Origin of the sequence: Streptomyces sp. NPDC060027, assembly GCF_042737005.1 — a bacterium.
GTDB lineage: Bacteria > Actinomycetota > Actinomycetes > Streptomycetales > Streptomycetaceae > Streptomyces.
Map to the genome: position 1 here is coordinate 1 of NZ_JBHWVI010000041.1, position 13047 is coordinate 13047.

General features: G+C 72.8%; 10 protein-coding genes and 1 pseudogene. 6 read left to right on the plus strand and 5 right to left on the minus strand.

Annotated features, from left to right (window positions below; translation table 11 throughout):
* Positions 1-31: 31 nt before the first annotated feature.
* Positions 32-3115, minus strand: coding sequence for an alpha-mannosidase (locus tag ACFWBT_RS13455; RefSeq protein ID WP_385699157.1), 3084 nt, complete (start codon positions 3113-3115; stop codon positions 32-34).
* A 215-nt stretch (positions 3116-3330) separates the two neighbouring features.
* Between ACFWBT_RS13455 and ACFWBT_RS13460 the strand changes: the two genes are divergently transcribed.
* Positions 3331-3783 carry an ATP-binding protein gene (locus ACFWBT_RS13460; protein WP_385699160.1) on the plus strand — a complete coding sequence of 151 codons (453 nt, stop codon included), beginning with the start codon at positions 3331-3333 and terminating at the stop codon, positions 3781-3783.
* A gap of 78 nt (positions 3784-3861) precedes the next feature.
* On the opposite strand, the gene ACFWBT_RS13465 is transcribed toward ACFWBT_RS13460, so the two are convergent.
* Both ACFWBT_RS13465 and ACFWBT_RS13470 read right to left on the minus strand, forming a co-directional pair.
* On the minus strand, positions 3862-4902 hold the full coding sequence (locus ACFWBT_RS13465; protein ID WP_385699162.1) for a DUF2637 domain-containing protein: 1041 nt from the start codon (positions 4900-4902) through the stop codon (positions 3862-3864).
* A 313-nt stretch (positions 4903-5215) separates the two neighbouring features.
* Entirely contained in the window at positions 5216-6109 is an 894-nt protein-coding gene (locus tag ACFWBT_RS13470) for a (2Fe-2S)-binding protein (protein WP_385699165.1), read from the minus strand.
* A 331-nt stretch (positions 6110-6440) separates the two neighbouring features.
* Here ACFWBT_RS13470 and ACFWBT_RS13475 point away from each other — a divergent pair, with 331 nt between their 5' ends.
* The 3 genes and pseudogenes from ACFWBT_RS13475 (at position 6441) to ACFWBT_RS13485 (ending at position 8317) form a co-directional block, all read left to right on the plus strand.
* A complete protein-coding gene (locus ACFWBT_RS13475) occupies positions 6441-7367 on the plus strand; it encodes a GntR family transcriptional regulator (protein WP_385699257.1) in 927 nt (308 codons plus the stop codon).
* A 219-nt stretch (positions 7368-7586) separates the two neighbouring features.
* Positions 7587-7673: pseudogene (locus tag ACFWBT_RS13480) on the plus strand (alpha/beta hydrolase); the annotation flags it as partial.
* Entirely contained in the window at positions 7649-8317 is a 669-nt protein-coding gene (locus tag ACFWBT_RS13485) for an alpha/beta fold hydrolase (protein ID WP_385699168.1), read from the plus strand. The pseudogene ACFWBT_RS13480 and the gene ACFWBT_RS13485, both read left to right, overlap by 25 nt.
* Positions 8318-8493: 176 nt before the next feature.
* On the opposite strand, the gene ACFWBT_RS13490 is transcribed toward ACFWBT_RS13485, so the two are convergent.
* Positions 8494-9267, minus strand: a complete 774-nt coding sequence (locus tag ACFWBT_RS13490) for a hypothetical protein (protein ID WP_385699171.1) — start codon at positions 9265-9267, stop codon at positions 8494-8496.
* Positions 9268-9402: 135 nt separating this feature from the next.
* Positions 9403-11076 carry a PucR family transcriptional regulator gene (locus tag ACFWBT_RS13495; RefSeq protein ID WP_385699174.1) on the minus strand — a complete coding sequence of 558 codons (1674 nt, stop codon included), beginning with the start codon at positions 11074-11076 and terminating at the stop codon, positions 9403-9405.
* A gap of 476 nt (positions 11077-11552) precedes the next feature.
* On the opposite strand from ACFWBT_RS13495, the gene ACFWBT_RS13500 reads away from it, so the two are divergent.
* Positions 11553-12443, plus strand: a complete 891-nt coding sequence (locus tag ACFWBT_RS13500) for an FAD binding domain-containing protein (RefSeq protein WP_385699176.1) — start codon at positions 11553-11555, stop codon at positions 12441-12443.
* A complete protein-coding gene (locus ACFWBT_RS13505) occupies positions 12443-13045 on the plus strand; it encodes a (2Fe-2S)-binding protein (RefSeq protein WP_385699179.1) in 603 nt (200 codons plus the stop codon). The genes ACFWBT_RS13500 and ACFWBT_RS13505 overlap by 1 nt, the downstream gene beginning before the upstream one ends.
* Positions 13046-13047 lie beyond the last annotated feature (2 nt).

Genomic DNA, 13047 nt, shown 5'->3' on the forward strand with positions numbered 1-13047 from the left:
CCGCGGGCCCGGCCCCGGAGGCCCTCCTGTCCTAGCGGACCGGCCGCAGCCGCAGGGTGAGGATCTGGAACGGCCGCAGCTCGATCTCCGAAGGGGCATCGCGCAGCGGCCGTTCCAGCAGATCGGTCACCTCGGCCCGGGCCACCGGGAAGCCCGCGGTGACCCGTGCGCGGGCCCGCCCGCCCCGGGACTCGTACAGCCGCACCACCACATCGCCGCTGCGGTCCTCCGCGAGCTTGACCGACTCGACGGTGACGGCCGGGTCGTCGACGCTCACCAGCGGTTCGAGCGCCGGCACCGCGGCCTGCCGCAGCGGCAGATTGAGCGCGAGCCCCTCCGCCACGGCGTCCCCCACACCCGCCCCCGGAAGCAGCGCGTACGTGAACCGGTGCGTGCCGAGATCGGTCTCCGGGTCCGGGCTGTGCGGGGCGCGCAGCAGGGTCAGCCGAACGGTGGTGCCGAGGCCGTCGGCATGCGGGGTCCGGGTCACGTCGTGGCCGTACGTCGAGTCGTTGAGCACCGCGACGCCGTACGACTCCTCCGCGACCCGCAGCCAGCGGTGGGCGCAGATCTCGAAACGGGCCGCGTCCCAGCCGGTGTTGGCGTGGGTGGGTCGGTGGACGTGTCCGAACTGGATCTCGGCGGACGACCGTTCGGCCTGGACGTCGAGCGGGAAGGCGGCCTTGAGGACCTTCTCCGACTCCTGCCAGTCGACGTCGGTCACGATGTCCAGCCGGCGGCCCGCGGCCGTCAGGCTGATCTCCTGGGTGATCCGGGAGGAGCCGAAGGCCCGGGTGACCCGCACGGTCGCCCGCAGCGGCCCGCCCTCCACCAGGTCCACCGACTCCGCGGCCGTCAGGTCCGTGTGGGTGCGCCGGTAGTGCCGGTCGATGTCCCAGGCGTCCCAGGCGTTGGGATGGTCGGGGTGGAGCTGGAGCAGGTTGCCGGGACCGCACAGCACCTCCCGGCCGTGCGCGAGATCCCGTACGGAGGTGAGCAGCCCGTCGCGGTCGATCCGCACCCGGAGCCGGTCGTTCTCCAACACGATGACGTCGTCGGCCTGTTCGGCCCGAACCCCTGCTCCGCCGTCGGCCCGAACCCCTGCTCCGCCGTCGGCCCGAACCCCTGCTCCGCCGTCGGCCCGAACCCCTGCTCCGCCGTCGGCCCGTACAGCGGCGCCGCCCAGCCCCGGTACCGTCACCAGCACGTCCCCGACCACTTCGGTCCGCTCGTAGGGCGAGGCGTTCAGCACCGCCGGTGAGCCGGACCCGAGAGCCCGTACCGCTTCCTCGGTGATCTCCTCCAGCTCCGCCAGCACCCGCGCGTACGTCTCCCGGGCCTCCCGGTGCACCCAGGCGATCGAGGAGCCGGGCAGGATGTCGTGGAACTGGTGCAGCAGCACCGTCTTCCAGAGCCGGTCGAGGGCGTCGTGGGGGTAGGCGTACGACGGATCGCGCACGGCGGCGGTGGCACACCACAACTCGGCCTCGCGCAGCGCGTGTTCCGAGCGCCGATTGCCCTGCTTGGTCTTGGCCTGCGTGGTGTAGGTGGCCCGGTGCAGCTCCAGATACAGCTCTCCCGACCACACCGGTGCGTGGACCCCGTACTCCTCCTCGGCGGCGGCGAAGAACGCCGACGGCTTCTCGACCTCGACGCGCGGTGAGCCCTCCAGGGACCGCAACCGCCGTGCCCTCTCCAGCATCTCGCGGGTCGGGCCGCCCCCGCCGTCGCCCCAGCCGAAAGGGACGAGTGAGCGGGTGGCCCGGCCCTTCTCCGCGAAGTTGCGCTCCGCGTGCGCGAGTTCGCGGCCGTGGAACTGGGAGTTGTAGGTGTCGACGGGCGGGAAGTGGGTGAAGACCCGGGTGCCGTCGATGCCCTCCCACCAGAAGGTGTGGTGGGGCATCTTGTTGGACTGGTTCCAGCTCAGCTTCTGGGTGAGGAACCAGCGGACGCCGGCCAGCTTCGCCAGTTGGGGGAACGCGGCCGTGTAGCCGAAGGAGTCCGGCAGCCAGATCTCCTCGGTCTCGACGCCCAGCTTCTCCCGGAAGAACCGCTTGCCGTGCACGATCTGCCGGGCCAGTGCCTCACCGCCCGGCATGTTGGCGTCGGACTCCACCCACATCGAACCCACCGGCGCCCAGTTGCCGTCCTCCACGGCCTTCTTGATGCGCTCCCAGATGTGCGGCTGGTGCTCCTCGACCCAGGCGTACTGCTGGGCCTGCGAGCAGGCGAAGACCAGTTCCGGGTAGTCGGCGGCCAGCGCCGTGACGTTGGCGAAGGTCCGGGACGCCTTGCGGACCGTCTCGCGCAGCGGCCACAGCCACGCCGAGTCGATGTGCGCGTGCCCGGTCCCCGAGACACGGTGCGCGCTCGCCGACGCGGGCCGCGCCAGGACCTCCGCCAGCTCGGCCCGTGCCGCCGCCGCCGTGCCGGAGACATCGTGCAGATCGAGGGCGTCGAGCATGTTCTCCAGCGCGCGCAGGATCTCGTGCCGCCGCGGCCGCTGCGGATCCAGCTCGTACATCAGCTCGGAGAGCACCTCGACGTCGAGGAGCAGATGCCACACGTCCTCGTCGAGTACGGCGAGGTCGGCAGCCGCGAATCGGTAGATCGGTCGATCGCCCGCGGTCAGGACGTCTCCCAGACGCGTGGGCTCGAAGCCGTGCAGGACGGCGGGGTTGGCCGCCGCCTCCAGCAGCAGATGCACCGCCTCGCCTCCCCTCGCCGGTGACCCGACGGTGAGGTGGCGGTTGCGCGGGTGGATGCCCTTGAGAGGGATGCCGGCGGCGTCGTACAGCAGCCCCTCCGCCTGGAAACCGGGTCCGTCCCCCGTGAACCCCGGGTCGATCACCACCTCGACCGGGCGGCCCGCCCACTCCTCGGGCACCCGGCCCTCGATGCGGAACCAACTCGTCGACCAGGGCTTTCCCCAGACCGTGCCGGCCGTGAACGGCTCGTAGGAGGCCTGGAGCGCCTGGTCGACGGGCACCGGTTCGCCGGGCACATGCCACACGGACAGCGCCAGCGGCACCCGTTCCGCGTACTGCGCCGGGCGCAGGCACTGGCCCAGCGCGCGCTCCAGGCGTGCCTCCACCAGCGAACGGTCGTCGTGCACGGCGGCTCCTCGGTGCTCGGACGGCTCTGTCCCACCCTTCACTTCCCCGCGTGGGTGTCGCGCACCCGTGGCCGTACGGGGGGCGGTTGACGATTCGACATGACTGTCACGTTCCCGATGGGGCATGGATCCCGTGAACGTGTTCGAGCAGGAGGGGACCCGACATCGGCACGCAGGCGGGGGTCATGAAGAGGCAGGTACCAGGAGGTGGTCCCATGACCAGGGGGGCCTTCTCCACGGATCCAGTGGAGGAAGCGTCCGACGGGGCGACGGAACAGCCGGACGGCAGGCAGCTCCGGCGCCGGCTGGGGAAGGCGGATCTACGGGCGGTGCCCGAGGCGCGCAGGGCGCTGAGGGAGCTCTTACGGCAGTGGGGGCGGCCGGAAGGGTCCGAGGTGGCCGAGCTGCTGACCAGCGAGCTCGTCACCAACGCTCTGATCCACACCGACGACGACGCCGTCCTGACGGCGACCGTCGGACCGCGCGGACTGCGCGTGGAGGTCCGGGACTTCGTGACACGCAGGCCCCGACTGTGCGTACCGAACGCCGACGACGGTACGCACGGCAGAGGTCTCGTCCTCGTCCAGTCCCTGGCGGACGCGTGGGGCGTACGGGCACACGGCGTGGGCAAGGCGGTGTGGTTCGAACTGAACGGCGGCGCGGTGTAGGGACACCGCGCCGCCGTTGTCGTGTCCGGGCCCGTCCGGGCCATCCGAGCCGGGCTGTCGCCCGGCTCGGATCCGCGCCTAGCCGAACTGCTGCTCGAGGTCCTTGAGCTTGCGCTCCAGGGAGTCGAGCCGCGGCAGGGCCATCGTGTCGTCCTCGGTGGTGAGGTCGACGGTGATCGGCTCAGTGCTCTTGCGAACGGGCGTGAGGGAGGGCCGCGAGCGTACGGGCAGCTGCTCCGCGGTGGATATGGCAGGCTCCGCGGAGGCCCCGGAGGGCGCGCGCTCCACGGTCGCCGTCTCCAGCTCCCGGGCGCCACCGCGCCCGGGGAACCCACGGTGACCACGGCTGAGCGCCTTGAGGTGCGCTCGCTCGACCCGCTCCTCGTTCCGGCGGCGCAGTCGGTTCTGCTCCTTCTGGCGCCGGTCCTCGCGCACCTCGTCCACGGCCTCGTCCAGGGAGCGGACGTTCTCCAGAAGCATCAGCGACCAGGCGCTGTACGTCTCACGGGGTGCGCGCAGCCAGCGCACCATACGGATCTGCGGCAGCGGACGCGGCACCAGACCCTGCTCACGCAGGGCGGCACGACGGGTCTGCTTCAGCGCCCGGTCGAACAGCACCGCGGCCGACAGGGACATGCCCGCGAAGAACTGCGGAGCACCGGCGTGGGCCATGCCCCGGGGCGCGTGCACCCAGTTGAACCAGGCCGCCGCACCGGCGAAGGTCCACACGAGTATGCGGGAGCCGAGCGCCGCGTCACCGTGGCTGGCCTCGCGCACGGCGAGGACGGAGCAGAACATGGCCGCGCCGTCCAGGCCGAACGGGACGAGGTACTCCCAGCCGCCGGAGAGGCCGAGGTTCTGCTCGCCGAAGCCGACCAGTCCGTGGAAGGAGAGTGCCGCCGCGACCGCGGCACAGCAGAACAACAGCACATAGGAGGCCGTGCCGTAGATGGCCTCCTTACGCCTGCGGCGCTCCTCGGTGCGCTCCCACGAGTCGTCGCTGCTCGTGCTGTCCCCGGACCGCTTGCCGCGCGCGAGCACCGCCACCGCCGCCAGCAGGCCCAGGAGCAGAACGGCGCCCGGAAGCAGCCAGTTCAGCGATATGTCGGTAAGTCTCATCTGGGGTCCCTTGCATTGGGATAGGGCGTAACGCCCGCCATAGTGGCCCAATCACGTCGGCCCTCAGGGGATTTCGGGGCAAGAGGCCGCCAAGGGAGTGCCAGGGGATGCGCAGGGCGACATTTTGCTCGAACTGCCGCGCGAGGGACGGGAGTTGAGTACGAATAAGACTACCCATACGGATGGTTCCACGGAAAGTTCCCGCGACAAGTGAGGAAATTGTGAATCGCCTGTCATCCGGGAGCGCGCTCCGAGGGCGGTCTCGACCGGTGTGATCCCGGGGCGCGCCGGACCGGCGCTCGCCCGGGGTGACTCAACTCGCTTCGGCGGCCGTCAACTTGGTGATCCGGTCGGCGTCGCAGGTGCGCGGGCAGGTGGCGCAGGTCTCGGCGGGGCGCAGTGTGTAGAAGAGGCAGCAGCTCACCCGGTCGCGGGTGGGTAGCGGCTCCCCGTCCGGACCGGTCAGCTCGCGGAAGGCCGGCGAGCCGACGTACGGCCGGGCCGAGCCGGGCAGCAGCAGCTCCAGCTCACGCATCGCGCGCGGCTCCTCGCCGAGCAGGCCGGCGACGTACCAGAGGCCCTCGACCATCTCGTCGGTCGCCATGCCCCACAGTGCCCGGCCGCGCCGCCGCATCCGCGGACCGAATCCGCCGAGGACCGGCTCCAGGTGCTCGGCCACCGCGGCCCGCACCTCGGCCCGCAGCGCCTCCTCGTCCGGTACGACCCTGGCGCCCGGCAGGCCGGCGGCCGGGTCGTCCGGCAGGCAGGCGAACGTGGTGACCCGGACGGCCATCCGGCCGAGCTCGCGCTGATATGTGACGTGCTCCACAGGCAGCCGGGGCACCCGGCGCAGCAGGAACCACGGCACGGTGATCAGCAGGCAGGCCGGCCAGGCGTACCGGTGCAGTCCGAAGCCGGCCACGACATCGGGCCGAGCGCGCTGTCCGTAGTCCCGGATCACCTGGGCCTCGTCCCAGGCGAGGAACGCGTCGAGCTCGGGCCCGCCCTGGGCGAGCCCGGCGGCGGCGGCCCAGCCCACGCCCCGCGGAGCCCCTTCCCCGGCCGCCAGCTCGCGGACGCTCAGGTCCGGGAGGACCTCACTCAGCCGCGCGTACGCCTCCGCCACGGGTGACACGGCGGCGGGCGGCGTGCCGGGGCCGGCCGGGGCGGCCGTGGCGGTGCCGGCGGTCGGGGCGGGAGCGGACATGCGGAACCATCGCTTCACGATCGTTAGCAGGTAAGCCTTACCTTACCCTCAGTTTCGGGTGTTTGAACTAGGGCCGTGTGCGCCTATCGTGCTTGACGGACGAGTAACAACCGACGCCATGAACCGAAGTACCACCGAGCCGGAGGAGGACCCCGTGGAGCAGGCCGGTCCGCGCGGCGCGCACCCCTCCGTCGGGGTGTGGGGCCCGGAGATCCGCACGGGCGCCCATCGGGTTCCGCCCCAGCCGGGGCCCGCTGACGCGGGCCGGGCGAGGGGCGTCCCCGCGGGCGACGGCGCCGGGCCGGACGCCGGGCCGGGCGCCGGCCCCGCCATGGACTCGGCTCGCGGTGAGCACACGCACAGCGAGGTGCCGTTCCCGCGCCCTCGCACCGAGGACGACCGCGCCGCCGTACGCACGGACGATGCCCGCTCCGCGGCCCGCACCGAGAACACCCGCCCGGCACACGCCGAGAGCGCCCGCCCCACGCACGCCGTCGACAGCCGCCCGGCGCACGGCGAGAACGCCCGCCCGGCACACGCCGACGACGCCCATCCCGTGCAGGCCGAGAATGTCCGGCCCGCCGTACGCCCCGAGGGCGCCCGGCCCGCCGTACGTGCCGAGGTGCCCCGGCCCGTCGTGCAGCGTGCCTCCGTGCGCGGGCAGGTCCTCGACGCGCTGCGCACCGCGCTCGTCGCGGGTGAACTCGCGCCCGGCGAGGTGTACTCGGCCCCCGCGCTCGGCGAGCGCTTCGGGGTGTCCGCGACGCCCGTCCGGGAGGCGATGCAGCAGCTCGCGCTCGAAGGCGCCGTCGAGGTCGTCCCCAACCGGGGCTTCCGCGTCATCGAGCGCGGCACCCGGGAGCTGGCCGAACTCGCCGAGATCCGGGGCCTGATCGAGGTCCCGGTGATGCTCCGTCTCGCCCGCACCGTGCCCGCCGCCCGCTGGGCCGAGCTGCGTCCGCTGGCCGAGGCCACCGTGCGGGCCGCGTCCTCGGGCTGCCGCGCGACCTACGCGGAGTCCGACCGGTCCTTCCACCGCGCGGTCCTCGCCCTCGCGGGCAACGCGCAGTTGGTGCGCATCGCCGACGACCTGCACCGCCGCGCCCAGTGGCCGCTGGTCGGCGGTCCCGTCTCCCGCGGCCGCGCCGACCTGATCGCCGACGCGGCCGAACACGCCGCGCTGTTGGACGCGTTGATCGCCGAGGACCTGGCGGTCGTCCAGGCCCTGGTACGCGAGCACTTCACCGGCGCTTCCTGAATCGGCCGGTCCGCCGCGCCCGCCCGCCGCCCGCTCGCCTCTCCCGCTCACCGGGCCCGGCGGATCGACGGGAACCGTGTGCGGCAGGCCTCCGCGGCGCTGCCGCGACGCTCACGCGGAACCTGCCGACGCGGGTTCAGAGGCTCTAGACTCCCCTTGATCACGAGGAGGATCCCGCCGACGGAGTCGGCTCGAGGACCGTGTCACCCGGGGGTACTGATGACGGCGGCGGACGTGGTGCCCATCGTCTTCGTTCACGGAACGCGCTTCAGCGCCGGGCAGTGGAGTATGCAACTCACCGCGCTCCGGGACGAGTTCCCGGTGGCCGCCGTCGACCTGCCCGGCCACGGCGAGGCTCGGCACAGCCCTGGAGCCTGAGCGCCGCGACGGAGATCATCGCTTCGGCGGTGGACTCGCTCGGCCGCGGGCCCGCTCTGGTCGTCGGGCACTCGCTCGGCGGATACGCCTCGCTGGAGTTCGCGCGGCACCGGCCCGAGCACGTGCGCGGGTTGGTTCTCGCGGGAGCGAGCGCCGCCACCCGTGGTCCGCGGGCGGTGCCCTACCGGTGGGTGGCCCGGCTGGTTCCCCGTGTTCCGGCGGATCGCCTGACCCGGTGGAACGACCGGCTGCTCCGGCGGCTCTACCCGCCGGAGGTGGTGGAGGCGACCATCCGTTCCGGCTACGCCTTCCATACCCTGCCCGCGGCCTGGGGCGACGTGCTCGGACGCTACGACGCGGGTGCGATGCGCCATGTGAGGGCTCCGGTCCTCATCCTGAACGGCGAGAAGGACACGCTCTTCCGCGCCGGGGAGGCGGACTTCGCCCGCGCGCATCCCCAGGCCCGCGTCGAACTGATCCCGCGGGCACGGCATCTCGCGAACTTCGACGACCCGGACGCCTTCAGCGATGCCGTCCGCCGCTTCGCCCGCGGGCTCCCCGCCGTCGGCTGAGCGCGCCGCGGCCCGGCCGCCCGGCACCCCCACGTGACCGGGCCCCGCGGGTGCCGTGGCCCCGCGGATACCGGGCCCCGCGGATACCGGGCCCCGCGGATACCGGGCCCCGCGGATACCGGGCCCTGCGGATACCGGGGGACTGCCGTACGGGCGGAGTGTCCGCCCGTACGTGATCAGGCCGTCGCCGCGGGCGGAGCCAACTGGCCGGCCAGCCAGGTGGGTACGCCGCCGAGCAGCCGGAACAGTCGTCCCGCCTCCGCCCGCAGCCGCGACGCCTCCGGCTCGACCTCGGCGTCGGCCAGGGACGCCAACGCCGGTGCCGTACCGACGAGGTAGCCCAGTTCCTCCCGGATCCGGAGAGATTCGGCGAATCCGTGCCTGGCCTCCGCCAACTCCCCTTCGCGCAGGGCGAGTCCGGCGAGGTGCCGCCAGGTGCAGGAGAGCAGCAGCGGATCGTCCTGGGCGGTCGCGCCGGCGTGCGCCCGCCGGTACGCGGCACGGGCGGACTGCGGTGAGTGGGCGAGATTCTCGGCGAGCAGACCCCGGCGGAAGTCCAGCAGGGCCCGCCCGGGCGCGCCCGGCGCGAGCAGCGCCGCGGCCCGGCCCAGCGCCGCGCGTGCCTCGTCGGCCCGGTCGCGCACGTTCAGCAGCGTGGCGGCGTAGGCGAGTTGACCCCGCTCGCAGGCCGCCGCGCCCCGTTCGTCATCGCTCTGCGCGAGCGCCTCCGCGGTGCGCAGCGCGTCCTCCGCCTCGGCCCAGCCCTGCTCGGTGTAGAGACAGCGCTCGACGAGCAGGGACGCTCTCTGCAGCGCCGGCGCCGCCGTGCGCGGCTGGAGCAGCGCCGCCGCGTCGGCCCAGCAGGCGCGCGAGCGCAGCCGCCATACCGCGGTCTGGAGTGGATCGTCCCCTGCAGTCGTTCCGGTACCAGACATGGCGGTATGCGCCACGTTGCCCTCCCCGAGCACACCATTGAGCTGTTGAGTGGTGGCATCTCAGCACGGATCACCGGGCCCGGCCAAGAGGGTGGGTGAAGGATTTCACAAAGTCATCGGTCGCGGGCGGTTCGCGTGGGGCCGCTGGGGTCAGCTCATCCGCAGTGCCAGGAAGAAGTCCAACTTGTCCTCCAGGCGCGAAAGATCACGACTCGTCAACTGCTCGATGCGGCCGACGCGGTAGCGCAGCGTGTTGACATGGAGGTGCAGACGGGCCGCGCAGCGCGTCCAGGAGCCGTCGCAGTCCAGGAAGGCCTCCAGGGTCGGAATCAGCTCCGCGCGGTGGCGGCGGTCGTACTCGCGCAGCGGGTCGAGGAGGCGGGCGGTGAAGGCGCGGCGCACGTCGTCCGGGACGAAGGGCAGCAGCAGGACGTGCGAGGCCAGCTCCTGGTGTCCGGCCGCGCAGACCCGCCCGGGGCGCGCCGCGGCGACCCGGCGGGCGTGCCGGGCCTCCTCCAGGGCGCCGCGCAGCCCCTCGGCCGAGTGCACGGCGGCACTGACGCCGAGCGTGAGCCGCCCGTCGTCGTTCAGACCGGCCGACAGCGGGTCCCGTACGGCCGCCAGGAGCGAGTCGGCGAGCAGGCCGGGCTCGACGGCGTCGTCCTCGGCCGGGACCGCCGGAAGGGGGACGAGGGCGACGGCTTCGTCACCCGTGTGCGCGACGGCGATCCGGTCGGAGTGCTCCGGCCCCGGCGACAGCGGGTCCACGAGGATCTCCTCGAGCAGCGCCTGGGCGACCGGGCCGCCCTCGATCTCGCCGCCGTCCCACTCGACGCGCGCGACCACCACCTGCCAGTGCGGTGCCGCGCCCAGGCCGGGCAGCAGCACCGGCGCCGCGACCCGCAGCCGGGCGGCTATCTCGGCGGGCGCCGCGCCCGCCTGGACCAGTTCCAGCACCTCCTGCGCGAGCCGTCGCCGCACCGTGCGCGCCGCGTCCCGCCGGTCCCGCTCCACCGCGATCAGCTGGGTGACGCCCTGGAGCAGGTCGAGCCGCTCCTCGGGCCAGTCCCCGGCGTCCGCCTCCACGGCGAGCAGCCACTCGGAGAGCACCGTCTCGCGCACGTCCCGGGAGGCGCCCGCGGGGCGCCCCGACGAGCGGACCGGGAAGAGCGAGTACGTCGCCGGGCCCACCGTCACCCGGTGCGGTCCCCGGCGCCCGGTGCGGACCGCCGCCAGGTGCTCGGCGGCCAGCTTGGCGCAGGTGTCGGCGGGCAGCGCGGCGCCCGCGACCTTGGAGCCCGCGATGGGCCGTCCGGCGGGGGAGAGGACCCAGGCGCGCAGGTCGAGGTCGGTGCCGAGCAGATCGAGGACCACCTCGGGGCCGCCGCCCGCCGGACCCGAGGTCATCATCCGCCGGTGCCGGTCGACGACGGCGGCCAGATCCCCGGCGCGCTCGCCCGACACCTGGCGTACGACATGCTCGGTGATCGTGGCGAAGGCCACCGACTCGTTCACGGCGAACAGGGGCAGCCGGTGCCGGGCACAGGCCAGGATCAGGTCGTCGGGGATGTCGCCGAGCTCCGCCTCACCGGCGGCCAGGGCCGCGACCCCGGTTCCCACGAGGATGCGGACGAAGGGCTCCGAGTCGTCGGCGTCGTGCCGCCAGGCGAGGCCGGTGAGCACCAGCTCGCCGCCCGAGAGGTAGCGGCTGGGGTCCTTGAGGTCGGTGGTCATCACACCGCGTACGGTGCGGTCGAGCTCGTCCTCGCCGCCGAGCAGCCGCAGGCCCAGCGCGTCGGTGTCCAGCAGTGCGCGCAGCCGCATTCTCGTCGCCGCCGTTCTTTGTCTCGAAATCTACGATGGATCTGTGGTGGGCCCGCGAGCGGGTACCCGGGCTCCGAGGAGCCGGTCCGCGGGTTCCGAGAATCGGTGGTCCCGGCCCCCTCGGGCCTGTGTCCTGGGCATTCGAGAGCTGTGCTCACTGTTCCGGCGAGCCGTACTCACCGTTCCCAGGGAGCTGTGCTCTCTGTTTCCAGGGATCTGCTCTCTGTTTCCAGAGGGCTGTGCTCTCTGTTTCCAGAGGAAAACGAAGAGGTTGCTGATGACCTCGGTTCATACGAATCTACAAGATGCGCGCGCTGGCCAGCCAACTCCTTCATGGTTTCGGTGACTGACCCTGGTGCGGGACACCGCTGTGTACTGACCCCACTCCGCGTAAACACCTGATGAACGAGCCGGGCCGCCCGCACACGATCTGGCTTGATCAGAACGAACCACGATACGAATGAAGAGAGCCACTCATGGACTTCCTTCGCCCCGCCAGCTGGGAGGAGGCGCTCGCCGCCAAGGCTGAGCACCCCACCGCTGTGCCGATTGCGGGTGGCACCGATGTGATGGTCGAGATCAACTTCGACCACCGCCGGCCCGAGTACCTTCTCGATCTGAACCGCATCGGCGAGCTGAGCGAGTGGGAGGTCGGCGAGGAGAGCGTGCGGCTGGGCGCCTCCGTCCCGTACACCCGGATCATGGAGAACCTGCGCGCTGAGCTCCCCGGGCTGGCCCTCGCCTCCCACACGGTGGCCTCCCCGCAGATCCGCAACCGGGGCGGCGTCGGCGGCAACCTCGGCACCGCTTCCCCGGCGGGCGACGCCCACCCCGCCCTCCTCGCGGCCGGCGCCGAGGTCGAGGCCGAGTCCGTCCGCGGTACCCGGCTGATCCCGATCGACGCCTTCTACACCGGCGTGAAGCGCAACGCGCTCGCGCCCGACGAACTGATCCGCGCCGTCCACATCAAGAAGGCGGACGGACCGCAGCAGTACTCGAAGGTCGGCACCCGCAACGCGATGGTCATCGCGGTGTGCGCCTTCGGTCTTGCCCTGCACCCCGCGACCCGTACGGTCCGCACCGGCATCGGCTCGGCCGCGCCGACCCCGGTCCGCGCCAAGGCCGCCGAGGAGTTCCTGAACGCGGCCCTCGACGAGGGCGGCTTCTGGGACAACGGGAAGATCATCACCCCGTCGGTCGCCAAGCAGTTCGCGGACCTGTGCTCCGGCGCCTGCAACCCGATCGACGACGTCCGGGGCACGGCGAGCTACCGCCGCCACGCGGTCGGCATCATGGCCCGCCGCACGCTGACCTGGACCTGGGAGTCCTACCGCGGCACCGCCGCCCGCACGGAGGGAGTCGCGTAATGCGTGTCAATTTCACGGTCAACGGCCGCGAGCAGGAGGCCGACGACGTCTGGGAGGGCGAGAGCCTCCTGTACGTCCTGCGCGAGCGCCTCGGCCTGCCCGGCTCCAAGAACGCCTGCGAGCAGGGCGAGTGCGGCTCCTGCACCGTCCGCCTGGACGGCGTGCCCGTGTGTTCGTGTCTGGTCGCCGCGGGGCAGGTCGAGGGTCGCGAGGTCGTCACCGTCGAGGGGCTCGCCGACTTCGCCAAGCAGCGCGCGGAGCACGGAGGTTGCTCCAATGGCGCCTGCGGAACCCCGGAGAAGCAGGGTACTTCGCTCGACGAGGCCAAGCACTGGGCGGCCAAGGGCCATGACTCGCAGACCGGCGAGGGCGCCGAACTCTCGCCGATCCAACAGGCGTTCATCGACGCCGGTGCCGTCCAGTGCGGCTTCTGCACCCCCGGCCTGCTGGTCGCGGCGGACGAGATGCTGGAGCGCACCCCGAACCCGACCGACGCGGACATCCGCGAGGCGCTCTCGGGCAACCTGTGCCGCTGCACCGGTTACGAGACGATCATGGACGCGGTCCGTCTGGCGGCCGCCCGGCAGTCTGAGGCGGTCTGACC

Bases quoted from the DNA above. Each gene is read 5' to 3' on its own strand.
- ACFWBT_RS13460 (WP_385699160.1), top strand. From the start codon at position 3,331: ATGACCAGGGGGGCCTTCTCCACGGATCCAGTGGAGGAAGCGTCCGAC.
- ACFWBT_RS13465 (WP_385699162.1), bottom strand. From the start codon at position 4,902: ATGAGACTTACCGACATATCGCTGAACTGGCTGCTTCCGGGCGCCGTT.
- ACFWBT_RS13470 (WP_385699165.1), bottom strand. From the start codon at position 6,109: ATGTCCGCTCCCGCCCCGACCGCCGGCACCGCCACGGCCGCCCCGGCC.
- ACFWBT_RS13475 (WP_385699257.1), top strand. From the start codon at position 6,441: ATGGACTCGGCTCGCGGTGAGCACACGCACAGCGAGGTGCCGTTCCCG.
- ACFWBT_RS13495 (WP_385699174.1), bottom strand. From the start codon at position 11,076: ATGCGGCTGCGCGCACTGCTGGACACCGACGCGCTGGGCCTGCGGCTG.
- ACFWBT_RS13500 (WP_385699176.1), top strand. From the start codon at position 11,553: ATGGACTTCCTTCGCCCCGCCAGCTGGGAGGAGGCGCTCGCCGCCAAG.
- ACFWBT_RS13505 (WP_385699179.1), top strand. From the start codon at position 12,443: ATGCGTGTCAATTTCACGGTCAACGGCCGCGAGCAGGAGGCCGACGAC.